Source organism: Veillonella caviae, from assembly GCF_003992125.1.
Taxonomy (GTDB): Bacteria; Bacillota; Negativicutes; order Veillonellales; family Veillonellaceae; genus Veillonella; species Veillonella caviae.
Genome location: NZ_RQUY01000005.1, coordinates 1 through 24,404 on the forward strand (window position 1 = coordinate 1; position 24,404 = coordinate 24,404).

A 24,404-nucleotide genomic window follows, 5' to 3' on the forward strand; every position below is an offset into this window, starting at 1 on the left:
AGATTAAACCCTTATAACACTAGATATTTACTAGTATTACAAGGGTTTTTACACACACTTTTTGTCCTATAAGCCAATATAACTATTTCTTATAACCCTATAAAAAAGAAGAATTAATTATACACATAAAAAAGACAGGAACCAAGGTTCCTGCCTTAATAAGACGAAATATATCATGTATTGATACTAAGCTAATTTATCATTATCAACGATGACAGATTAATCAATACTTTGCTGTAAATTGTGAGCACGACGAGCAATCATCGCTTTACGAACTATGTAAATAACAAAGCCGATAGCCAATGCTACAACACCGCCCACTATAGCATCTACACCACAAGCATAAATAGCATAGATGCAATACATAATACCAAAAACTGCTATGATGTTAAAATTTTTAATGCGAGATTCGGATAAACCAGATTGACGCATCATAACCGGTACGGCAAGAGTACATAAAATATATGGTACTACATTCGTTACAACCGCAAGATTGACGAGCATTTCAAATTGTTCTCGCAATATATCGTTTGCAGTAAATAATGTAAGCACAGTTTCTACGACAAGTAAAATCAATACGCCTCGAACTGGTGCATCCTTACTGTTTACGCGAGCAAAAACTTTAGGAAAATATCCCGCTTCCGCAGCGCTTTTAAACACGCGGGATAATGTAAATTGCCAGCAGAGTAAAGCCCCACAGCAGGAAATGACCATAGATGCCATTACTATATTCGCCACAGTGCTATTAAACATGTGCATATAAGTCAAGCCGAAAGGAGCATTAGAATTGAGCAAATCTGCGTTAGGCACAATACCTGCCATAACATTAGTGGATAAAACATAAATCACCGCTACTGCTAATGTACCAGCCACTGTTGCGATTGGCACGTTTTTCTTTGGATTTTCCACTGCATCTGCATTCGCCGCTGCGGATTCAAACCCTAAAAAAGCCCAAAGTGTCAAGGAAATAGACTGCTTAACGGCATCAAAGAATGGTAAATCATTAGGATTCCAAGCAGCAATATACATATCAGGATTGAACCAAAACCAACCAATAGTTCCGATTGCAAAAACAGGAATAATAGATCCCCAAACAGTAATATTGCTAAGTTGCCCTGTAAAGCGATTCCCTTTAAAATTCAAAATCGCTGCAAACCACAAGAGCACAATTGTCACTTGACTTGTTTGCACGGCATTCAAATCAATACCGAAGAGTTCTGCACCATAACCGACTGCGGAGACCGCAATCGCTACATTAGCAATGATGAGAGATATGCTGTAAGCATAACTCGCCATAAAATGTCCAGTTTTACCGAAGCGGTGTTCCGTATAACCGCCCATGCCCCCCTTAATTTGGGAGAACATACCCGCTTGAGCAAAAATATACGCTAACAAAAGCGCACCCACAGCTGTCACGAGCCAAGATAAAACTGAAATAGTACCAACTTGAGCCAAATTGGTTGGTAACATAATGATCCCAGCTCCTAGCATATTGGCTGCTACCATTGTGGTTAGCTGGAATACAGACATTTTTTTAGCGGTGGTTTTCATGTATCAATCCCCTTTCGCAGGTGAATTTTTTCTCGTCCATAATTCACTTAAAATAATATATACCGCTAAGCACTTTCAGTTCCTACTGTAATGGGCGGGAATGTGAAAGCACCGTTTTTAGTTCGCATTAATAATAACACCATACAGGCTAAATGAAAAGTACTTTATTGGCGGACAAACCTCATTACACGAATTGAATAAAATAACCGATATTATAGATGTATTGCGATTAGAATCTATAAGAGTATGGTAAGGCTATTATTTTATTCCTGTTTAATCTACGTATCTCTTGGAAAATCACTATCTATTCCAATTATAGTGTCCCAGTAGGACACTAGCAACACTACATAGTCTATTCTATATGGACATGATTTTACAAATAACTCCATCCCTTATCTATGTAAAAGAATTAATTATCCTTACTGTAACATTTATAAAAGTACCCCCAGTCTACACCTATAATTGGGCTCCATAAACAAGGACTGCCTAACGGCAGTTTCAGAGTCACCCAAACGCAGATGTAAACTGGGGGAAATTTTTCATATAAACTTATCAATATTTAAAATAGGCAATTATTCTTGCACCGAATGTACTATTGATTTCCAATTAGCAATTTGCTCCTCTTCTGCAGCAATCAATTGTTTGCCCTTTTCACGTTGCCGTTCCACACATTCAGGTGCTGTACCAGAGTAATTATTTCTACCCGCTACACAGGCTTCGATGGTGATAGCATCTAAAATATCTGCATCAAAGTGAGCAGAAATGGCTTTGAAATCGTCAACAGATAAATCTAATAGAACACAGCCTTTTTCGATACAGTGATGCACAGCGTTGCCTACGATTTCGTGAGCTTCACGGAATGGAACGCCTTTTTTCGCAAGATAGTCTGCCATGTCTGTAGCATTGGAAAAGTCATCGTCCAATACGGATTTCATACGTGCTCCGTTTACTTTCATACCACGAATCATAGCCGCATTAATGGAGAGCGCAAAATGTACCGTATCAATGGCATCGAAAATACCCTCTTTATCTTCTTGCATGTCCTTGTTGTACGTCAAAGGTAATCCTTTCAACGTCGTCAACAAACCGAGCAAATGACCATAGGTGCGACCAGTTTTACCACGCACGAGCTCGCACACGTCAGGGTTTTTCTTTTGTGGCATAATACTAGAACCAGTACAATGAGCATCATCAAGTTCGATAAACCCAAATTCATTGGTAGACCACAAAATTAGCTCCTCGCTGAGGCGACTCAAATGCATCATCACCATAGATGCAAAAGACAAGAATTCTACTACATAGTCACGGTCGGATACGGCATCCATACTGTTTTCGTAGATGCGAGAGAAACCTAATAGCTCTTGCGTATATGTTTGGTCAATGCCATATGTGCTTCCTGCCAAAGCGCCGGAACCAAGTGGCATAATATCGGCATGTTTAAACACCATATAAAGGCGATCAAAATCACGTTCTAACATAGAAAAATAAGCCATCATATGATGAGCAAACAATACAGGTTGTGCCCGTTGCAAGTGAGTATAACCAGGCATGATAACATCACTGTACTTTTCCGCCACTTCCATAAGAGCCTTTTGCATATCTACAATAAGTTCGCCCATTTCGATAACGGCTTTACGCACATACATATGTAAATCTACGGCACATTGATCATTACGGCTACGACCAGTATGTAATCTACCGCCAGCTTCGCCAATATCATCGGTCAATCGTTTTTCAATATTCATATGAATGTCTTCAAGAGCTACAGAAAATGAGAACTCGCCTTTATCAATTTGCCCTTTGATTTTTGTAAGACCTGCTACGATATCATCACAATCTTGTTGAGAAATAATATTTTGTTTTGCTAACATCTTAGCATGTGCTTTACTGCCTGCAATATCTTCAGCGTACATTCTAGCGTCAAAAGCGATAGAGGATGTAAAATCCTCTACCGCTTTATCTGTGCCTTTTGTGAAACGCCCGCCCCACAATTTAGCCATTATAAACCTGCCTTTTCTTTCATCAATGCATTAATTTTGAGAGGTAAACCAAAGAGGTTAATGAAACCAGCTGCATCAGCTTGGTCATATACATCGTCTTCTTCGAAGGTTACAAAATCTTCGCTGTACAAGGAATATGGAGAAGTGCTGCCAGCAGAGATGATATTACCTTTATACAATTTGAGTTTTACGTCCCCTGTTACCGTTTCTTGAGTAGTATCAACAAAGGCTTGCAAAGCATTCATTAAAGGAGCAAACCACATGCCGTCATACACGAGTTCAGCATATTTATTAGCGATTAATTCCTTGTAATGGTATGTTGCTCTATCTAAACAGAGGTATTCAAGCTCTCTATGAGCGTACATAATGATGGAACCACCTGGGTTTTCATAAACGCCGCGAGATTTCATACCAACGAGACGGTTTTCAACGATATCCACAACGCCAACACCATAATGCGCGCCGATTTCGTTCAATTTTTCAAGGATTTGCAATGGTGTTCCTTCTACGCCATCTACCGCAACAGGTACACCACCTTTGAAAGTAATATTTACATAACCAGCTTCATCAGGAGCTTGTTCCGGTGTATGTGTTACAAGATACACATCATCCTTAGGCGCATTGGCTGGATTTTCTAAATCGCCGCCTTCGTGAGACAAATGCCATACGTTTTGGTCCATAGAGTATGGATGTTTTTTAGTAGCCACTACAGGGATATTATGCTTTGCTGCATATTCCATGCAATCTGTACGGGATTTTAATTCCCATTCACGCCAAGGTGCGATGATTTTCATATTTGGTGCCAATGCTTTGATAGCCAATTCAAAACGTACTTGGTCATTACCTTTACCTGTAGCACCGTGAGCAATAGCATCTGCTCCTTCTTTTTCTGCAATATCTACGAGAATTTTACCAATCAAAGGTCTCGCAAAAGAAGTACCTAATAAATATTTACCTTCGTAAATAGCGCCAGCTTTCACAGTTGGCCAAATATAATCTTTTACGAATTCCTCTTTTGCATCCACAATATACGCCTTAGATGCGCCAGAAGCAATTGCTTTTTTCTCAACTGCATCATAATCTTCAGGTTGACCAAGATCCACGCACACCGCGATAACCTCAGCACCATAATTTTCCTTCAACCAAGGAATGATAACAGATGTGTCCAACCCACCAGAATAAGCGAGTACTACTTTGTTTGCTTTACCCATGATTACACCTCATCAACTTACTTATAACAGGTATATATTATATACCGCATGTAACTATTATAATACATATAAATGATGAACATCTAATCTGTTGTTCATCGACTACATGTGTTAGTATATCACTGTATATTTATAAATGCAAGAGTATTTTTTATACATCTGTATAATGTATTTCGTTTGCGAATGATTTGACGGTTAGAAAGATGGAGATATCAAAAAAGATTCAGGAACGCTTATGACCCTTTGGGTTTCTAAAACCGTACTTTACGTAGCTACAGGCCGTTAAGCGTATGAAGGATTTTAGAGCCCCAAAGGGTCATTTAATTCGGATATATTAAATTTTGCTATTCTTCATCCCGAAGGCCGAGGTCTTGTTCGTACGCATAATCAGCTTCTGCTTGAGTAATCATATCCTGTGTCACCATAGCTTGTAGTACCAATTTTTGCCGAGCTTTCGCTGCATCGTAATTCACATAAGGATCTAAATAAGACGGAGCATTTGGTAGTGCCGCTAACAAAGCACATTGTCCAAGGCTTAAACGACTTGGGCTAGTGCCAAAATATCCTTCAGAGGCTGCTTTGATTCCATAGTAGTTATGCCCGTAGTAAACGGTGTTCAAATACATGGTAATGATTTCGTCTTTATTATAGTAATGTTCCATTTCTACAGCTAAAATGGCCTCTTCCGCTTTACGGCTCATGATGCGTTTTGAGGACAGAAATAAATTCTTCACCAATTGTTGTGTTATAGTACTGCCCCCTTCCATAGTTTCACCAGCCACGGTATTTACATAGAGGGCACGAATAACACCGAATATATCGATGGCACCGTGTCTATAGTAACGTTTATCTTCAATAGCAACGAGGGCACGCTTCGCATTATCTGGAATCGTTTCCGATTTCACCCAATTTTCTGACGCCACACGCCTATAGAGGGATTCTTGTACATGTTCTTTAAAAGCAAACACCCGATACATTCGGTCCCAACGGCTCAATGTATCTTCTGTTTGTTCAATTGTCTGTTCTACCGACGTATGCGCTTTACTAATACGGTTTGTTCCCTGATAACTATGGTACGAATCATAGATATACATAATTAAGAACAACACAAGGATAGCGATAATACATCGTTTGATATAACGTAGGATAAGCATAATTTCACCTGTATCGTTACACAATATATACTCAAACAGTATGCCATAGTAAAAAATAACAAAACTTTCACAAAAGAACTGTACAAATGTACTTCCACTATAGCACACAGCCATAAATTTTATATTGATAGTATTGTACCACATATCTACCATTTTACGCATAGTACGCAGTATATCTATTGTATTTAATCTATATAATAGCGTATAATAAAACAGATGAATAAAACATGCCCAATTGGAGGAGTATTATGAAACAGTGTATGGATTCAGACAATCTGCATCGTCGATTGCGTAAAATTTTAGGTCAAGTTCAAGCTATTGATCGAATGATTGAAGAAGACATCCCATGCGAAGATGTGCTGAGCCAAATCAATGCTGCTAAATCCGCATTGCACAAAGTTGGACAAGTAGTCCTCGAAGGCCACATCAACCACTGTGTACGCGATGGCATTGAACATGGTGACGTAGATAAAACCATTGCAGACTTTACACTTGCAGTAGAACGATTTGCTAATATGGGAAAATAAGAACTGGCTTTCAGATGCAGCTCTATATAAATAAACACCCTAAGGATAACCTTAGGGTGTTTATTTTAGTTTTTCTATAAACGGCTTATTACGCTATACTATCATCAAGAAAGACAGTAAGCATTGTTGAACTATCCAATCCTTTAACGATTGGAGGTTCTATTATAGAATAACTACCGTCAATTAGTCATGATTGGTAGTCAAAAATTCGCTCAATGCTGTCAAAGCGTCATCTTCATCAGCGCCATCAGCAGTGAGGACTACAGATGTGCCTTTTGTAGCACCTAATGTAAGCACGGTCAAAATAGATTTAGCATCTGCTGTTTTGCCATTGGCAGCAATGGTTACTTTGGATGCGTATTTAGCAGCCAATTGTGTAAACGCTGTTGCAGGGCGAGCGTGTAAACCAGATTCGTTTGTAATTTCTACTGTTATTTCTTTCATCATGTACCTCTTTCTAATCGATGAGTAGAACAATCAATCATTCATATACATCATTACATATCGATATTCAATGTATGTATTGTAACAAGTTATATTGTCATAATTCAAGATAAATATCAAATTAACAACATAAAATCTATGTAACCATTATATATGATTACTTCGTGTCATTATGCCAGTCCTTTTTCTGCGAGAACAGATTTCGCATAGGCCGTAATTTCTTCCGCTGTGTCTAGTGTGAGTGCATGAGTCGCTACAGCTTCACATTCTGCTTTTGATACGGAACGCAAGATATTTTTAATGAGCGGAATGCTAGATGCGGTCATAGAAAATTCGTCTAAACCTAAACCGAGGAGAATCATAGTAGCCACAGGATCACCAGCCAACTCGCCGCACATGCCAGTAAATTTCCCCTGCTCATGGCTGGCATCGATAACACCTTTGATGAGACGCAACACCCCTGGATGCAATGGTTGATATAGATTACCTATAGCTTCATTCATACGATCCACCGCCAATGTGTATTGGCACAAGTCATTGGTTCCGATACTAAAGAAATCTACATATTTTGCCAAAATTGGTGCAATAACAGCTGCGGCAGGAACTTCAATCATAATACCTACTTTAATATCTTCGTTGAAAGCTACGCCTTCTTTACGAAGTTCTGCTTTGCATTCTTCTAACATAACATTAGCACATTTTACTTCTTCTACAGATGCAATCATAGGGTACATGATATGAATATCACCGAAAGCACTAGCCCGTAGTAAAGCACGCAATTGAACTTTGAAAATATCAGGTCTATTCAAAGAAATACGAATAGCTCGATACCCAAGGAATGGATTCATTTCTTCTGGCAAATCAAGGCATTTTAATTCTTTATCACCACCAATATCCATAGTACGAATAATGACAGGATTACCATGTAAGGATTCTGCCACTTGTTTATATTCTTCAAATTGTACATCTTCCTCAGGCAATTCGTCATTTTCCATATATAAGAACTCAGTTCGATACAAGCCAATACCGCTAGCTCCCATATTAATAGCGTTATCCGCATCCTTAGATTTGCCAATGTTCCCAAACAAATCTACATGATGGCCGTCAACAGTCACCGCCTCTAAATTAGCGGAATCTTTTAATCGTTTTAGTTCATCTTGAAATGCTTCCGCTTGTGTGCTGTAATCAACCCATTCTGCATCACTTGGGTTTATCAACGCAATACCATCGGTGCCAAGCACAACGGCACGAGTGCCATCGACGAAGCTGTCAATATCACCAACCCCCATAACGGCAGGAATTTCTAGGGTACGTGCCATAATAGCCGCATGTGATGTGGGCCCGCCTGCAGCAGTAACGATACCTTTCACTACATTTTTATCGAGAGATGCTGTGTCAGATGGTGCTAAATCGTGAGCTACAAGAATCACTTGTCCTGAAATGTGGGACAAGCCACGCGGATTCATACCTAACATATTACGCATCAAACGATCCCCAATATCTTTAATATCTGCGCCTCTTTCGCGCATATAGGGGTCATCCATGCCAAGAAAAATACCCGCAAATGTATCGATAGTTTGTGCCGTCGCCGCTACCACGTTCGTTTTCGTGGATTCTACTAATGATTTAATGCCATCCGACAATGATGGATCTTGAGCAATCTGCATATGTGCTTCAAAAATAGCAGCCTCTTCAGGCCCCATATCAACCAATGCTTTTTGACGAATGATATCTAATTGTTTTAATGTAGCTGCCATAGCGGCTGCAAATTTTCCAATCTCCGCTTCCACATCACCGTCCGCTACGGTATAGTCGGGAATGATAATTTCCTCTTGTATATATTTGTACACATTGCCAACAGCAACGCCTCGAGATCCAGAAATCCCTTGAATTCGCATCTGTGCTCCTCTTTCTATACTGATAAACTACTGTATAGTTTATTGTAACATGTATAGATAGAACAATAAAGGGACACTATTTGTGATATAATGTTATATTATGTATTCAATAGATTAGTTGGTTCCCATAAGCTGTGACAGTAGTGTGATGAAAGTTTCGTCTATTACTAATCATAAATTATTGAGTGATGCTAGCCATAAATTATATTAGTGAAAGCATAACATATAGGAACCATAGAACCATAGGAGCTATAATGAAACTAACAAAAATGCATGGATTAGGCAATGATTTTGTCCTCTTCTCTGACCCTCAAGGGGGAAATAAAGATTTTACAAATTTAGCCATCAAATTGTGTGATCGCCGAACCGGTATTGGCGCCGACGGTATTTGCGTAGTTGTACCCTCTGATGTAGCAGATGTACGTATGCGCATTATCAACTCTGATGGATCCGAGGCGGAAATGTGTGGTAACGGTATTCGTTGCTTTGCGAAATATGCCTATGAGCATGGTGAGATTACAAGTGAAACTTTCACCATTGAAACATTAGCGGGTATTATGAAACCCACATTGACTATAGAGAATGGGAAAGTTACATTGGTTACAGTTGATATGGGCAAACCATTTTTCAACAGTACTGATATTCCAATGAACATAAACATGGCTAAGGTTATCGATGTAGACCTCGCCGTAGCTGATGAAATGGTAACAGTAAGCTCCGTATTGCTCGGTGTACCACACACAGAAGTATTCATCGACGATATTACCAAAGCGCCTGTAACGACACAAGGCCCTATTCTAGAGAAACACGATGCATTCCCATCTAACACGAATGTGAACTACATCGAGGTTGTCAATGACCATCACATCAAAGTGCGTACTTGGGAACGCGGTGCAGGTGCTACATTAGCGTGCGGCACTGGTTCATGTGCATCTGCAGTAATAGCCCATGAAAAAGGACTAACCGGCCGCGAAGTAGACGTAGAACTCTATCTCGGTACATTGCATATTAGTTATTTGGAGGATGGTACGGTGCTCATGACGGGCCCTGCCGAGGAAGTATTCGAAACCGAACTTCCTATTGAATAATATGAAATGGATTCAACGACTATTACAGACTTGGCTGTTGTATCGCCAAGGTCGCTCTGCACTACCTAGTAACCTAGGTTTACTCATTGCCTTATGTGTATCTATTTGTATTATCATGCTAGCTATCAGCTCTGGTATTTCCATCGGATTTGCACTCATGATAGTATGGTGCGTATTCGCCTATGCCCTCTATCGGCAAGGATATGCTGTAAACGATTTGTTGCGCATGTCTTGGCAAAACGCAAAAACATCGGTAGTGATAATGCAAATTTTCCTACTTATTGGTTGGCTCACTGCTATGTGGCAAGCATCGGGGACAATTCCCATGATTATTTCCATTGGCATTGAACTGTTAAACCCTAATTATTTTATTATCAGTTCTTTCCTACTCACGTCTATAGTGAGTATGCTACTTGGCACTTCGTTAGGAACGGTAGGCACCATTGGTGTTGTCCTGATTACGATTGCAAAGGCTGGAGGCATTCCCCTTGACATGGTGGCAGGTGCCATCATCGCTGGCGCCTATGTAGGAGATCGTAATTCACCGCTTTCATCATCTGCATCATTAGTGGCCAATCTAACACATACAACGGTGCAAACCAATATACCTCGTATGTTCAAAGATAGTATTCCAGCACTCCTAATCAGTTCTGTGCTATATATCTTACTATCCCTATCTCATCCTTTAAATTATGAAAGCAACTATTTGCCAGATACAATCCACTTGTTGTTCAATATACATTGGACTTTGTGGATTCCACTACTCATCGTTATAAGTCTATTGCCAACGAGATTATCCATCCGCTGGCCTATCTCTCTTAGCGCCATGTCGGCAGCCATTTTAGCAATGATTCACCAAGGATACACAGCATTTGAAGTATTGCAGTTCTCTCTACTCGGATTTGAATTACCTCATTTCAATCCTCTAGCGGACATCATACACGGCGGCGGTTTAAAAACTATGCTAGTACCAACTATTTCTATCTTTATGGCTTGTTCTATATCAGGCATGCTAGAAGGAGTCGGTTTTTGGAATGACATTCGGCAGTTGCTTTCACAAGTGAAAGGACGCGCTCAATTATACGCAGCAAACCTTAGTATTGCTTTCATCACAGGCGCCATCGGTTGTAGCCAAGCCATCGCAGTCATTATGACCCATTCCATTATGCGCACTACTTACGCCAAGGAAGGCGTACATGACGAAGATGTAATGTTAGATTTTGAAAATAGTGGCATCCTTATCTCAGCCTTACAGCCGTGGAATATTGCAGCTCTCGTTCCAGTAGTGATGATGGATGTATCACCTGCTGGATACATTCCATATGCCTTCTTCTTGTACTTAGCACCACTCATCTACTGGTATCGGTTGCGCAGAAAGGAACAATCATGATTTACACCATTACCTTTAATCCTGCATTGGATTACATCGTCCGTTTGGACCACCTCAAAACAGGTACAATAAACCGCACTGAGCAAGAATATATTCTCGGTGGTGGTAAAGGAATCAATGTATCCATCGTGCTCAAGAATTTAGGTATGGATACGACAGCGCTCGGATTCATTGCTGGTTTTACAGGCCAAGAAATCGTGCGTCAGCTCAACAGCTTCGGGGTCCGCGAAAATTTCATTCGTCTCCGTGAAGGTCTGACCCGCATCAATGTGAAAGTAAAAGCCTCCGACGAAGAAACGGAAATCAATGGTCGTGGTCCTATCGTATCCAATTTCGAATTACAAGAGTTATATACTCAACTTAATTCGCTCACAGCAGATGACACATTAATTCTCGCTGGTAGTATTCCATCCAGTCTACCTAGCAATATGTACGAAATCATTATGGAACGATTAGCCAACAAAGGGATTCGCATCGTCGTAGATGCTACCAAAGACTTGCTAACCCGTGTGTTGCCATATAAGCCATTTTTGATTAAGCCCAATAATCACGAACTCAGCGAAATCTTTGGTATCCCATTAAACACAACCGAAGATTTAATCAATGCAGCCCACACATTACAATCCCGAGGAGCTCAACACGTGCTCATCTCCATGGCTGGAGACGGTGCTATTTTAGTAGCGGCTAACGGCACAGTCTACACTAGTCCTGCACCATCAGGAACATTAATAAATTCGGTAGGTGCCGGCGATTCTATGGTGGCTGGATTTATGACAGGCTATACAAAAACAGGGGATTTACAAGAATCCCTTTACTGGGGTATCGCCGCAGGATCTGCGTCAGCATATTCTGAAAACTTAGCTACATTACCTGAAGTTGAGAAACTGTTGAAGGGTATAAAAGGATAATAGTTTTATTCACATCAATAATTCTACGAACAGGATTTGTAAAATCTACTATGGTAGTTCAAAAGTATCGATGTGCAAAGGATATTTATATATTATATATGTGCAGTAAGGAGTACACATATGCAAATTACAGATTTATTAAAACGGGACTCTATTTTGCTCAATGCAGCACCAGCAAACAAAGCAGATGCAATCAATACATTGGGTGATTTGATGGACAAAAGCGGTAATCTCTCTAACAAGGACGAGTATTTAAAAGCCGTATTCGCTCGCGAAGAATCCGGTTCTACAGGCCTTGGCGAAGGCATTGCAACACCACATGCTAAATCCAGTGGCGTTCGCGAAGCAGGTCTAACGGCTATGGTTGTGCCTAATGGTGTTGATTTCGATGCCCTCGACGGCCAACCATCTCGCCTATTCTTCATGATTGCCGCCCCTGAAGGTGCCGCTGACACACATGTTGAGGTGCTTAGCCAATTAGCAACGATGATTATCGACCCAGATTTCAAAGAAGCACTCATTTCTGCACCAACCGCGGAGAGATTCCTAGCTTTAATCGATGCAAAAGAAAATGGTAAATTCGACCCAGCCGTGGATGGCTTTATTAAATCCGATGTCGATGCTAATAAGAACACAACAGATATAGTAACAAATGAAAAAACAGATGTTGCTGCACCTACTACAAATACAGGCACTATAACCGTAGACCATCCATACTACGATGTACTAGCTGTTACAGGTTGTCCTACAGGTATTGCTCACACCTATATGGCTGCAGAGTCGTTAGAACGAAAAGCTAAAGAATTAGGTATTTCCCTCAAAGTAGAAAAAAATGGTGCTTCTGGTGTCAAAGATGCTTTAACAGCTGATGAAATCGCTTATGCTAAATGCATTATCGTTGCCTCTGACCGTCAAGTAGAAATGGCCCGCTTCAACGGTAAACCGATGATTCAAACAAAAGTGGCCAACGGTATCAACAAAGCAGAAGAATTATTAACACAAGCTATGTCTGGTACGGCACCAATCTATACAGCCAGTGCAACAGAGCAACAAGCAGCTATGGCAGATGCAACAGATAGCTTTGGTCGTCAAATATACAAACATTTGATGAATGGCGTATCCCACATGCTACCATTCGTTATTGGTGGCGGTATCCTCATTGCCTTGGCATTCTTATTCGATACATTTGATCCTACTAATCCATCTGGATTTGGTTCTGGTACACCACTAGCGGCATTTTTGATGAAAATCGGCGGTGCATCCTTCGGATTTATGCTCCCAGTCTTAGCTGGTTATATTGCTATGAGTATTGCGGACCGCCCTGGTCTTGCTGCAGGTTTCGTAGGCGGTGTATTGGCTAACCAAGGAGGATCTGGTTTCCTTGGGGCTTTGATTGCCGGTTTTGCTGCAGGTTATTTAGTATTATTAGTAAAAAAACTTGTATCTGGATTCCCTGAAGCTTTAGAAGGTACAAAACCAGTTCTTTTCTATCCAGTACTAGGCGTATTATTTATTGGTGTAGCTATTACTTTCATCATCAATCCTCCTGTGTCGGCCCTCAACGAATGGCTTATGAATTCATTACAAACAATGGGCACTACAAGTCGCGTATTATTAGGTCTTATCTTTGGTGCCATGATGTCCGTTGATATGGGTGGTCCTGTAAATAAAGCAGCATACGTTATCGGTACAGGCGCATTAGCAACAGGGGAATATGGTATTATGGCAGCTGTTATGGCAGGCGGTATGGTGCCACCATTGGCGATTGCCCTTTGTACAACATTCTTCCCTAACCGTTTTACCGAAGCTGAAAGAAAATCAGGTATCACCAACTACATCATGGGATTATCCTTCATTACCGAAGGGGCTATTCCATTTGCTGCAGCTGACCCAATCCGCGTGCTCCCAGCATGTATTATTGGTGCCGGTACAGCAGGCGCATTATCCATGTTCTTTGAATGTACATTGCGCGCTCCACACGGTGGTATTTTCGTAGTGCCAACTATCGGCAACCCACTCCTCTACCTCGCGTCTATCGCAATTGGTGCTGTAGTGACATGCTTGATTTTAGCTATGGCAAAGAAAAAAATCTAAAATAATTGAATAACTGCAAGTAACTATAAAAGCCCTCGTACAACTGATATACAGGAGTACTGAGGGCTTTACATATTATATATTCATCTCAATATAATATAGTTTTTAATTTATAAGAAATATGTTATTTATTATTAATAACAATATGTCCATCTTGAACATCTGCTACTAAGTGTTTAGCATCGATATGATCGAGGTAAAAATCTGTTACATTATCACGAATTTCGGTTTCGATAACGCGGCGTAATGGACGTGCTCCCATTGCCTTATCATAGCCTTGTTCCATCAAGAATTCTTTAGCTGCATCAGTTACATCAAGGGTAATATCTTTTTTAGCTAATGTAGCGTTTACTTGATTAATCATAAGGTCTACAATTTCTTTGAGATCTTGTTTACTCAAATGATTAAACTCAATAACACCATTAAAGCGGTTCAAAAATTCTGGACGGAAGTATGGTGCAATACGGTCCATGATAGGTGTATCAATTCCGCTTTCACTATCACTACCATAGCCGAAACCTGCATTAGAGGTAGCGATAATGACAGTATTTTTAAAGTTAACCGTATTCCCTTGTCCATCAGTTAAGTGACCATCATCGAGCACTTGGAGGAGTAACGTAATAACTTGAGGATCCGCCTTTTCAATTTCATCGAACAATACGATAGAGTACGGATTACGCCGAACGCGTTCAGTTAATGTGTTCGAGTTATCATCGTAACCAACATAACCAGCAGTAGCGCCAATCAATTTAGATACTGCAGTGCGATCACTATATTCAGACATATCAAGGCGAATAATCGCATCTTTATTGCCAAACATGTCGTATGCCAACTGTTTTGCTAATTCTGTTTTACCTACACCAGTAGGACCTACAAAAAGGAAGCTACCAATAGGACGATTACCCTCATCAAAACCAGCACGATTACGACGAATAGCACGAGATACGGCTTCTACTGCTTTAGCTTGTCCAATAACATGTGCTTCTAGACGCGCTTTCATTCCTTTCAAGCGCTCAATATCAGATGCACCCATTTGGGAAACAGGAATCCCTGTCATTCTTTCAACGGCTTCGGCTACATCATTTACTGTGGCTACTACTTTTTGGTTTTCAGTATGATTATCGATTTCTTTCTGCAATTTTTGAATACGCATTTTTTCGTTAATAGCCGATTCATAGTCTTCTTTACGAGCATACTCTTCTTGTTTTTCTTTTGCTTGCGCCATTTCTGCTTCCAATGTTTTAATATCGGTTACAGGATATTGAGATGCAAGGTGTGCTGCAGTAACATCGATTAAATCTATGGCTTTATCTGGTAAACTGCGTTGAGGAATATATTGTACAGAATAATCAACAGCAGCTTTCAACACGCTGTCTGGCAATTCAATATTATGATGCGCTTCATATAATGGGCGAATACCTTGTAAAATTTTGAAAGTATCCTCTGCAGATGGTGCATTGACCTTTACTTCATTAAAACGTCTTGCAAGAGCTGCATTTTTCATGATTGTATTACGGTATTCATCCTGTGTGGTAGCACCGATAACAGTTAATTCACCACGGGAAAGTGCTGGTTTTAATATATCTGCCAATCCTTTGGAGCCTCGACCATCACCAGTAGAACCAGCGCCTAAAATTTGATGGATTTCATCGAAGAATAAGATAATATTCCCAGCTGATTTGACTTCTTTAATCAAATTTTGAATATTTTCTTCAAAAGACCCACGATATTGAGTACCAGCTTCTAGACCAGAAATATCGATGGAGATAATTTCTTTATTCTTAATAGCTGCTGGTACATCACCGTTTACAATCGCTTGTGCTAATCCTTCTACAACAGCTGTTTTACCAACACCAGCATCACCTACAAGTACTGGATTGTTTTTAGTGCGTCTAGCCAAAATTTCTGCAGTTTCTTGAATTTCTTTATTTCTACCGATAACAGGATCTAACTTACCATTGCGAGCTTGTTCTGTCAAATTAGTACCTAATCTTGCCAAAATACCATCTTCTTTCATTTTACCTTGTGTGGCTGCTTGAGCCGCTTGTACTTCTTCCTGTGTAGGCAAATGACCAGTTTGACGATAATAAGCAAATTCTTCTGGCGTTACTTCACGACCATTGATTTTATACCGACGATTTTCTGTAGAAAACCCTCCCATATTGCTCATCAATTGATTGAACAAATCATTCATACTATTAAATTCATTACCGAAATGATTAAAATTGTTATTCATATATAACACCTCTCTTTACTAGTCAAACTACTTTATTCTCTATTTGACTTTTTGTCCTTTCTTTTATGTGATTATATTACATCTAAAAAGTCAAAAAGTCAATTATATTTTTATTTTTTCCTGACCTTTTTCGACTTTTTTTGTGTGAATCGCAAAAAGGCCGACAGCATAAGCTGTCGACCTTCTTATAGAAGATATTATTTTATATACCTTATCACAGAAATATCTCAATCCAAAATATGAAATTACTATATTTTATTAAAGATATTAATCTATTATGCTTCTGGGAACAATGGTGTAGACAAGTATCGTTCCCCAGTATCTGGAAGAATTACTACAATATTTTTACCTTTATTTTCAGGTTGTTTTGCTAATTGAGATGCAGCCCACAATGCAGCACCGGCAGAAATGCCTACCAATACACCTTCATCGCGACCGAATTGTTGAGCAGTTTTAAATGCATCTTCATTAGTTACTTGAATAACTTCATCGTATACAGATGTATCCAAAGTGTCTGGAATGAACCCAGCCCCTAAGCCTTGAATTTTATGAGGACCTGGTTTACCATTGGACAATACTGGAGAGTCAGCTGGTTCTACAGCTACGACTTTTATAGCAGGATTCTGTTCTTTCAAATACGTACCTGCACCAGTCAATGTACCACCTGTACCAACACCAGCTACATAGATATCCACGGCACCATCTGTATCTTGCCAAATTTCCGGACCAGTAGTTTTATAGTGAATTGCAGGATTTGCTTTATTTACGAATTGACCTGCTTCAATAGCACCTGCTGTAGCAGTTACGATTTCTTTTGCTTTTGCAATAGCACCTTTCATACCAAGCGCACCATCAGTCAATACGAGTTGAGCACCGTAACCAAGCATCAATTTACGGCGTTCAATAGACATTGTTTCAGGCATTACGATGACAACTTTATACCCAAGTGCAGCACCTACGGCGGATAAACCGATACCAGTGTTACCAGATGTAGCTTCTACAATTGTGCCACCTGGTTGTAATTCGCCAGATTCAACAGCAGCTTGAATGATAGCAGCAGCAATACGGTCTTTTACAGACCCACCTGGATTAAAATACTCCAATTTAGCGAGAATGTTAGCACCAGCGCCTTGGCTTTCACCAAAACGAGTAGCCGCAAGCAATGGAGTTTTGCCAATTAATTCAACGAAGGATTTTGCAATTTTAGACATAGTATTCACTCCTTATTGTAAATTCGGTCAAGATTGACCTACATTATATAATCTATATGTTGATATTGGATAATTATTGATTATGGAAGTACCTCTTCAATGCATTGGCATAATCGTATTAAATAGAACCATCCCAATTGTCATATTTAGCATCCAGTTTCGCATATGTTCCATCTATAACATCTTGTAGGCTGACATTTTCTAAATAATCGTGGATGTAATTTTGTAATCCTGCCCAAAAACCAACGGTGCGTTCATTGATTACATCATCTGTAGAAACACCTTCATCCAATGTGGAAATAATAGCCATCGATTCCTCTGTGGCAAGTAATATTTCTATAATCGAATAATCTTTAGGATCTTTAGATAAACGATAACCGCCATATTTACCGCGAATACTGTCCACCAATTTAGCTGCCCCCAAACGAGCTACGATACCTTCTAAATATTTTTCAGAAATATTTTGTCGTTCTGCCACCGATCGAAGGGATACGGGCTTATCCTTACCTTGTTCCGCCAAATCGATTAGAACCATCAATGCATATCGCCCTTTTGTGGAAATTCTCATGAACATCCCCCTTTTTATAACCTTGTACATCGATAGGAATTAATTACATTATAGAATAGGCTAAGAAAAATTGCAAGTTTAATCTCCTACTTTCTGTAAAGGAATTAGAAAAATACTACTATAACAGGAGTTTTGACTATGTATTTTAATAAAATAGTTATTATAAACAACGTAAGATAACACAAAAAGACTAGCTCGAAAGCTAGTCTTTTTGCGTATAGTTTGTAGTTTGTTATATGAGGTTTGCTTCGGTGAATTGGAGAGGAGTTTCACCGAGCAATGGGGCTTACCGGTATTATTAATGTATATAATCCGTACCCAATTTTGTCATTTGAGGAGGTTATAAAAATCTTAGATTTTACCAACTAGGTCTAGACCTGGTTTCAATGTATCTTTACCTGGTTTCCAACGTGCAGGACACACTTGGTCGCCATGTTTAGCTACAAATTGAGCTGCTTGTACTTTACGAACTAATTCTTCCGCAGAACGACCGATACCCATGTCATGAATTTCAGCTGTACGGATGATACCGTCTGGATCAACTACGAATGTACCACGGTAAGCCATAGCAGATTCAGGGTCGAACACATCAAAGAAATCAGCTAATTCATGTTTTTTGTCAGCTAACATGTAGTACTCAATTTTGTTGATGCTAGGAGAAGCATCAGACCATGCTTTGTGAACATATTCGGAATCAGTAGATACAGCATACACTTCTACGCCCAATTCTTTTAATTCTGCATAGGATTCTTGCACATCTTCCAATTCTGTAGGGCAAACAAATGTAAAATCTGCTGGGTAGAATACGAATACAGACCACTTACCCAATACATCAGCAGTGCTAACTTTTACTAATTCAGGCTTTCTAAAAGCATCTAATGTAAATTCAGGAAGTTTTTTACCAATAATAGACATTATGTCCTCCTTATCTCAATCTATGTGTCTAATAAACAAGTATATGTACTTAACATCTTTTATATCTATCTTTGTCTATATAATATCACTAATCATTATGAATTGCAAGTGTTATTTTTAAATTTATCGATATATATTTTTTATGAGGACTTTCGATATAAGATTTTTTATTTACTTTATATACATAAACGCAAAAGAAGAGCCTATTTAGGCTCTTCCTTGGAATTACTATTATTTTTTTAGATTCAACACAGCATCTACAAACCCTCTAAATAATGGATGTGCATTATTTGGGCGAGATTTCAGTTCTGGATGGGCTTGTGTACCAATGAAGAACGGATGGTTTTTCACTTCTACGGATTCTACAAGGCGACCATCTGGAGATGTACCAGAAATAACAAGACCTGCATCAGTCAATTGTTGACGGTATTCATTATTGAATTCGTAACGGTGACGATGACGTTCGTAAATGAGGTCTTCTCCGTATACTTCACGCGTTTTAGTGCCTGCTTCCACTTTGCACGGGTAGATACCAAGGCGCATAGTACCACCTTTTTTATCTACATCAACTTGATCAGACATCAAATCGATAACTTTATATTGTGCTTCTTCATTGAATTCGCTAGATGTAGCACCTTCTAAACCGCATACGTTGCGAGCAAATTCCATTACGGCTGATTGCATACCGAGGCAAAGACCGAGGAATGGAATGTTGTTTTCACGAGCGTATTGAATGGTACGGATTTTACCTTCTACACCACGGCTGCCGAAGCCACCTGGTACAATGATGCCTTCTACACCTTCAAACATGTCAACAGGACTCACAGACACGTCATCTAATTCTTCGGAATCAATCCAACGGATATTCACCTTTGTACCTGTTTCAATACCAGCATGGCTCAATGCTTCTGCTACAGAAAGGTACGCATCATGCAGTGCCACGTATTTACCTACGATAGCAACAGTGATATCTTTAGTAGGGTTCAAGATTTTATGAACCATTTCTTTCCAAGATTCCATATTACATGGACGATTTTCCAATTCCAATTTGCGGATAACGATATCATCTAAACCTTGTTCTTGCATCATCAATGGTACTTCATAAATAGAATTGCAAGTTTGGTTTTCAATAACCGCATCTGGTTCTACATCGCAAAACAATGCTAATTTTTCTTTCATTTCATCGGAAATATGTTTTTCACTGCGACATACAAGGATATCTGGTTGAATGCCGATACTACGCAATTCTTTTACGCTATGTTGTGTCGGCTTTGTTTTAAGCTCTCCAGCAGCATTGATATATGGTACCAATGTTACATGAATATAAAGCACATCATTACGACCTACATCTTTTTTCACTTGTCGAATAGCTTCCATAAAAGGTAAGCTTTCAATATCGCCGACAGTACCACCGATTTCCGTAATCACCACATCAGCATTGTCCTCTTTGCCTACGCGGTATACATTTTGTTTAATTTCATTAGTTACATGAGGAATGACTTGTACAGTGCTACCTAAATAATCGCCTTTACGTTCTTTATTAATAACAGACCAATATACTTTACCGGCTGTGATATTGGAACGTTTACTCAAATTGATATCGATGAAACGTTCATAGTGACCTAAATCAAGGTCAGTTTCAGCACCGTCATCGGTAACGAACACTTCACCATGTTGGTAAGGGCTCATTGTACCTGGATCAATATTAATATAGGGATCGAATTTTTGAATGGTTACATTAAAACCACGGTTTTTCAACAATCGGCCCAAAGATGCTGCAGTAATCCCTTTACCAAGAGAAGAAACAACGCCACCTGTTACGAAAATATACTTAGTTGCCATGATGCCTCCCACCTATTACATTTTTTCCGGAGCGGAAATACCTAAGATACCAAGCCCTTGACGTAAAACAAGAGCGATAGCAGTAATTAAACCAAGACGAGCTTGTTGCAAAGCTGGATCTACACCGATAATACGACCTTGACGGTAGAACGAGTGGAACATACCAGCCAAATCGTACAAATAACGAGCAATGCGATGCGGCGCACGATGCGTAGCAGCTTGCTGTATTTCTTCTGGGTATTCAGCTATTTTTTTAATCAATTCTAATTCCATTTCTCCTGTTAATGTAGAGAAATCAGTATTGCTATAGTCACCAAAAGCGATACCAGCTTCACGAACTTGATTATAAATGCTGTGAATACGAGCATGCGCATATTGGATATAATACACAGGATTGTCATTGCTTCGAGATTTCGCCAAGTTAATGTCAAAATCAAGTTGGCTATCAAGAGAACGCATCAAGAAGAAATAACGAGATGCATCAACGCCTACTTCTTCGATGAGCTCATCTAATGTTAGCGTATCACCACTGCGTTTAGATAATTTAACTAGTTCCCCATCGCGGAACAAAGCAACCATTTGCAACAATAAAATAGATAATTTATCTGGATCAAAACCGAACGCAGACATGGCTGCTTTCACACGGCACACATAACCATGATGATCAGCACCCCAAATATCAATCATTTCTTTAAAACCGCGCTCGTATTTATTGCGATGGTACGCAATATCCGCAGCAAGGTATGTAGGAACACCATTATCGCGGATTACAACGCGATCTTTATCATCGCCATAATCGGTAGATTTCAACCATAAAGCGCCTTCTTGTTCATAAATAGCACCAAGATTTTTCAATTCATCTACAGCGTATTTGATTTCATCTGTTTCATGAACGCTGCGTTCAGAGAACCAATTATCAAAGGTAACACGGAAATTACGCAATGTTTCTTCTAAACGAGCCAATTTTTCTTTCAAACCAGCTTCTTTAAAAAGTGCAATACGCTCTTCTTCTGGCATAGCCAATAATGTGTCATTGCCCACTTCTGCTACAATAGTTTTCGCTGTTTCGATAATGTCAATACCACGGTATCCATTTTCAGGATACACGAGAGCCCCTTCTGGAACTTCGAATGCAGGCATCGTACCATCATCATTGCGTTTTGGTGGGAATACCAATGTTTTTCCTTGCAATTCTTGGAAGCGGTATTCAATAGACAATGCCATATTGTCGATTTGGTTACCTGCATCATTAATGTAATATTCAGATTGCACATTGTAACCAGCAGCACGCAACAAATTCACTAGCGCACTACCATACGCCGCACCACGTCCATGTCCTACATGCAATGGACCTGTTGGGTTCGCACTAACATATTCTACTTGAATCGTATCTTTTGGACGAATCTCTGCCTTACCATATTCATCGCCAGCGTTCAAAATAGATTTCAATGTATCGTACACCATATCAGATTTCAGGAAGAAATTGATAAAACCAGCGCCAGCTACTTCAGCGCGGTCTAACCAATCAAAATTCATATGGCTAATTAAAGTCTCTGCAATGGCGCGTGGGTTTTGGCGCGCAACACGAGCAGATTGCATGGCAATATTCGTAGAAAAATCACCGAATTCCTTTTGAGGTGGCACTTCGAGTACGATTTCAGGATATTCCCCTGCAGGTAAACCACCACTAGTAATCGTATCTTGTAATGCCTGTTCAATTCCCGATTTCAGGATTTCCTTCATGTCCATGCTCTATTTCCTCCCGCACATCTATATCTAACTGATTGTAAAATTGCCATTCATCGTCAACGGAAATATCATATCCTAAATGAACATGACCTGTCCCATCGTGAAAGTCCACTGTTAATTCATGTGTTTTTACAGCCATCGGAATTTCTCCAAAAGGCGTTTCATACACGGTTTCTCTCTCTTCACCGAGAATATACTGATGTCGCATATTAACAGCACCAGTACGCAACAATACGATGGATCCATCGTAAATCTTGATAGTCGTTTTAACGCCATCCATTCCTGTTACGCTAGACTCCTCATAACGCACATATTGGGTGCCGTTTTTCTCATACCAAGTACCTGGAGAAATTAATTCCACTACTGTATCCTGTCCATCCCTATCTCGTTGTACACTTTTTACGGACACTAGAACCCGTTTCATCATTCATCCTCCATGGTCATAACATATCAATATATTATATCACATTGGATGTCTATTTTGAATGATTTATGAGGGCGATTTTTTTCGTCTTCGTCAATCGTTTGATAGCATATTCTCGCGACTGTGCATCTTGTTTCTGTTGAAAGCTTTCATAATACACCAACTCAACAGGGCGACGACCCCTCGTATATTTAGCGCCTCCAGGGATATCACCATTGTGAGCAGCTAAACGTTTCACTAAATCTGTAGTCCACCCACAATATAAGCTTTCATCAGCACAACGGAGAATATAGGTAAAATATAAGCCTTCCTCTTTCATTCTATATCGTTTATTACATCCATTCAAACACCAGAACTATACATATAACCTACATAATTATCCATATAGAAAGCATTACCAATCTATACTTTAACTATTTTGTAGCATCATCCGTAATAGGTTCGATAGAAATAGAATTAATCACTACTGGTTCTAAAGGTTTATCACGATTATCTGTTTTCACCTTACCAATTTTTTCCACTACATCCATACCTTGTACAACAACACCAAAAATAGTGTGTTTATTATCGAGATGCGGCGTAGGTCCTAGGGTAATAAAGAATTGGGAACCACCTGTATTAGGTCCACGGTTCGCCATAGCCAAAATCCCCATTCTATTAAAATGAAGATCATTAGAAAATTCATCTGGAATTTCATAACCCGGTCCACCAGCACCTGTGCCTGATGGGTCACCACCTTGAATCATAAATCCATCAATAACACGATGGAAAGTAACGCCATTGTAATACCCTTGTTTCACAAGATAATCAAAATTTTTCACTGTAATTGGCGCTTTAGAACCATATAGGCGAATTTTAATTTGTCCATAATTAGTATCAAAAATAGCATATTGATCTTCCACAGGAGCATTTGTAAAATTCGGCATTTTATTGACCGTTTCCGCCTGTGCTACAGGGGTAACAGATTTTTCTGTACTATTCGTACCACATGCCGAGATTGCCAATACAGATACACCAAGCAGGGCAGCTAATACCAAACGTTTTATATTCATAATAAACCTCTTTCACAGAAAAATACGTTAACTATAAATCAAATGTATGGGGCATACAATTCATAAGCTTGTAATATAGAAGAACCGCTCAACCCATGAGCGGTTCTCTTTTAGTATATCATGTTTTCACTAGAAAAACTGT

Annotated in this window: 20 protein-coding genes; 5 read left to right on the plus strand and 15 right to left on the minus strand. The window is 39.5% G+C overall.

The genetic code is table 11. The annotated features are described in order from the left end of the window. Positions 1-219: 219 nt before the first annotated feature. From potE to EO120_RS02805, 4 genes are all read right to left on the minus strand, one after another. Positions 220-1,551 carry a putrescine-ornithine antiporter gene (potE, locus tag EO120_RS02790; RefSeq protein ID WP_127133991.1) on the minus strand — a complete coding sequence of 444 codons (1,332 nt, stop codon included), beginning with the start codon at positions 1,549-1,551 and terminating at the stop codon, positions 220-222. Between the two features lie 572 nt (positions 1,552-2,123). After that, a complete protein-coding gene (gene argH, locus EO120_RS02795) occupies positions 2,124-3,551 on the minus strand; it encodes an argininosuccinate lyase (RefSeq protein WP_127133992.1) in 1,428 nt (475 codons plus the stop codon). Further along, positions 3,551-4,762: an argininosuccinate synthase gene (locus EO120_RS02800; RefSeq protein WP_127133993.1), complete on the minus strand. Its 1,212-nt coding sequence runs from the start codon at positions 4,760-4,762 to the stop codon at positions 3,551-3,553. Before EO120_RS02800 ends, argH begins: the two co-directional genes overlap by 1 nt. A 344-nt stretch (positions 4,763-5,106) precedes the next feature. Further along, positions 5,107-5,856 carry a transglycosylase domain-containing protein gene (locus EO120_RS02805; RefSeq protein ID WP_407834215.1) on the minus strand — a complete coding sequence of 250 codons (750 nt, stop codon included), beginning with the start codon at positions 5,854-5,856 and terminating at the stop codon, positions 5,107-5,109. A 308-nt stretch (positions 5,857-6,164) separates the two neighbouring features. On the opposite strand from EO120_RS02805, the gene EO120_RS02810 reads away from it, so the two are divergent. Next, positions 6,165-6,443, plus strand: a complete 279-nt coding sequence (locus tag EO120_RS02810) for a metal-sensing transcriptional repressor (RefSeq protein ID WP_127133995.1) — start codon at positions 6,165-6,167, stop codon at positions 6,441-6,443. Between the two features lie 183 nt (positions 6,444-6,626). On the opposite strand, the gene EO120_RS02815 is transcribed toward EO120_RS02810, so the two are convergent. Both EO120_RS02815 and ptsP read right to left on the minus strand, forming a co-directional pair. After that, on the minus strand, positions 6,627-6,887 hold the full coding sequence (locus tag EO120_RS02815) for an HPr family phosphocarrier protein (RefSeq protein ID WP_127133996.1): 261 nt from the start codon (positions 6,885-6,887) through the stop codon (positions 6,627-6,629). 170 nt (positions 6,888-7,057) lie between these two features. Then, on the minus strand, positions 7,058-8,785 hold the full coding sequence (gene ptsP / locus EO120_RS02820; protein ID WP_127133997.1) for a phosphoenolpyruvate--protein phosphotransferase: 1,728 nt from the start codon (positions 8,783-8,785) through the stop codon (positions 7,058-7,060). Positions 8,786-9,039: 254 nt separating this feature from the next. Between ptsP and dapF the strand changes: the two genes are divergently transcribed. From dapF to EO120_RS02840, 4 genes are all read left to right on the plus strand, one after another. After that, on the plus strand, positions 9,040-9,873 hold the full coding sequence (dapF, locus tag EO120_RS02825) for a diaminopimelate epimerase (protein WP_127133998.1): 834 nt from the start codon (positions 9,040-9,042) through the stop codon (positions 9,871-9,873). A 1-nt stretch (position 9,874) separates the two neighbouring features. Beyond that, complete coding sequence (locus EO120_RS02830; RefSeq protein WP_127133999.1) at positions 9,875-11,263, plus strand: Na+/H+ antiporter NhaC family protein; 1,389 nt, start codon at positions 9,875-9,877, stop codon at positions 11,261-11,263. Continuing rightward, positions 11,260-12,171 (plus strand): 1-phosphofructokinase, encoded by a 912-nt coding sequence (gene pfkB / locus EO120_RS02835; protein WP_127134000.1) that lies wholly within the window; start codon positions 11,260-11,262, stop codon positions 12,169-12,171. The genes EO120_RS02830 and pfkB overlap by 4 nt, the downstream gene beginning before the upstream one ends. Positions 12,172-12,291: 120 nt before the next feature. Beyond that, entirely contained in the window at positions 12,292-14,265 is a 1,974-nt protein-coding gene (locus EO120_RS02840) for a PTS fructose transporter subunit IIABC (RefSeq protein ID WP_127134001.1), read from the plus strand. 124 nt (positions 14,266-14,389) lie between these two features. Here EO120_RS02840 and EO120_RS02845 read toward each other — a convergent pair whose 3' ends face one another. From EO120_RS02845 to EO120_RS02885, 9 genes are all read right to left on the minus strand, one after another. Next, positions 14,390-16,501, minus strand: a complete 2,112-nt coding sequence (locus EO120_RS02845; RefSeq protein WP_127134002.1) for an ATP-dependent Clp protease ATP-binding subunit — start codon at positions 16,499-16,501, stop codon at positions 14,390-14,392. A 275-nt stretch (positions 16,502-16,776) separates the two neighbouring features. Next, positions 16,777-17,712, minus strand: coding sequence for a cysteine synthase A (gene cysK, locus EO120_RS02850; RefSeq protein ID WP_127134003.1), 936 nt, complete (start codon positions 17,710-17,712; stop codon positions 16,777-16,779). 118 nt (positions 17,713-17,830) lie between these two features. After that, entirely contained in the window at positions 17,831-18,280 is a 450-nt protein-coding gene (locus EO120_RS02855) for an RrF2 family transcriptional regulator (protein WP_127134004.1), read from the minus strand. Positions 18,281-18,631: 351 nt separating this feature from the next. Continuing rightward, entirely contained in the window at positions 18,632-19,195 is a 564-nt protein-coding gene (ahpC, locus tag EO120_RS02860; protein WP_127134005.1) for an alkyl hydroperoxide reductase subunit C, read from the minus strand. A gap of 231 nt (positions 19,196-19,426) precedes the next feature. After that, the gene (locus EO120_RS02865; protein WP_127134006.1) at positions 19,427-21,037 is read right to left on the minus strand and encodes a CTP synthase; all 1,611 of its coding nucleotides are present in this window, start codon (positions 21,035-21,037) and stop codon (positions 19,427-19,429) included. A gap of 15 nt (positions 21,038-21,052) precedes the next feature. After that, on the minus strand, positions 21,053-22,786 hold the full coding sequence (argS, locus tag EO120_RS02870) for an arginine--tRNA ligase (protein WP_127134007.1): 1,734 nt from the start codon (positions 22,784-22,786) through the stop codon (positions 21,053-21,055). Beyond that, positions 22,752-23,210, minus strand: coding sequence for a YwiB family protein (locus EO120_RS02875; protein ID WP_127134061.1), 459 nt, complete (start codon positions 23,208-23,210; stop codon positions 22,752-22,754). Before EO120_RS02875 ends, argS begins: the two co-directional genes overlap by 35 nt. Before the next feature lie 52 nt (positions 23,211-23,262). Then, positions 23,263-23,529: a GIY-YIG nuclease family protein gene (locus tag EO120_RS02880; RefSeq protein ID WP_127134008.1), complete on the minus strand. Its 267-nt coding sequence runs from the start codon at positions 23,527-23,529 to the stop codon at positions 23,263-23,265. A gap of 94 nt (positions 23,530-23,623) precedes the next feature. Further along, complete coding sequence (locus EO120_RS02885; RefSeq protein WP_127134009.1) at positions 23,624-24,262, minus strand: peptidylprolyl isomerase; 639 nt, start codon at positions 24,260-24,262, stop codon at positions 23,624-23,626. Positions 24,263-24,404 lie beyond the last annotated feature (142 nt).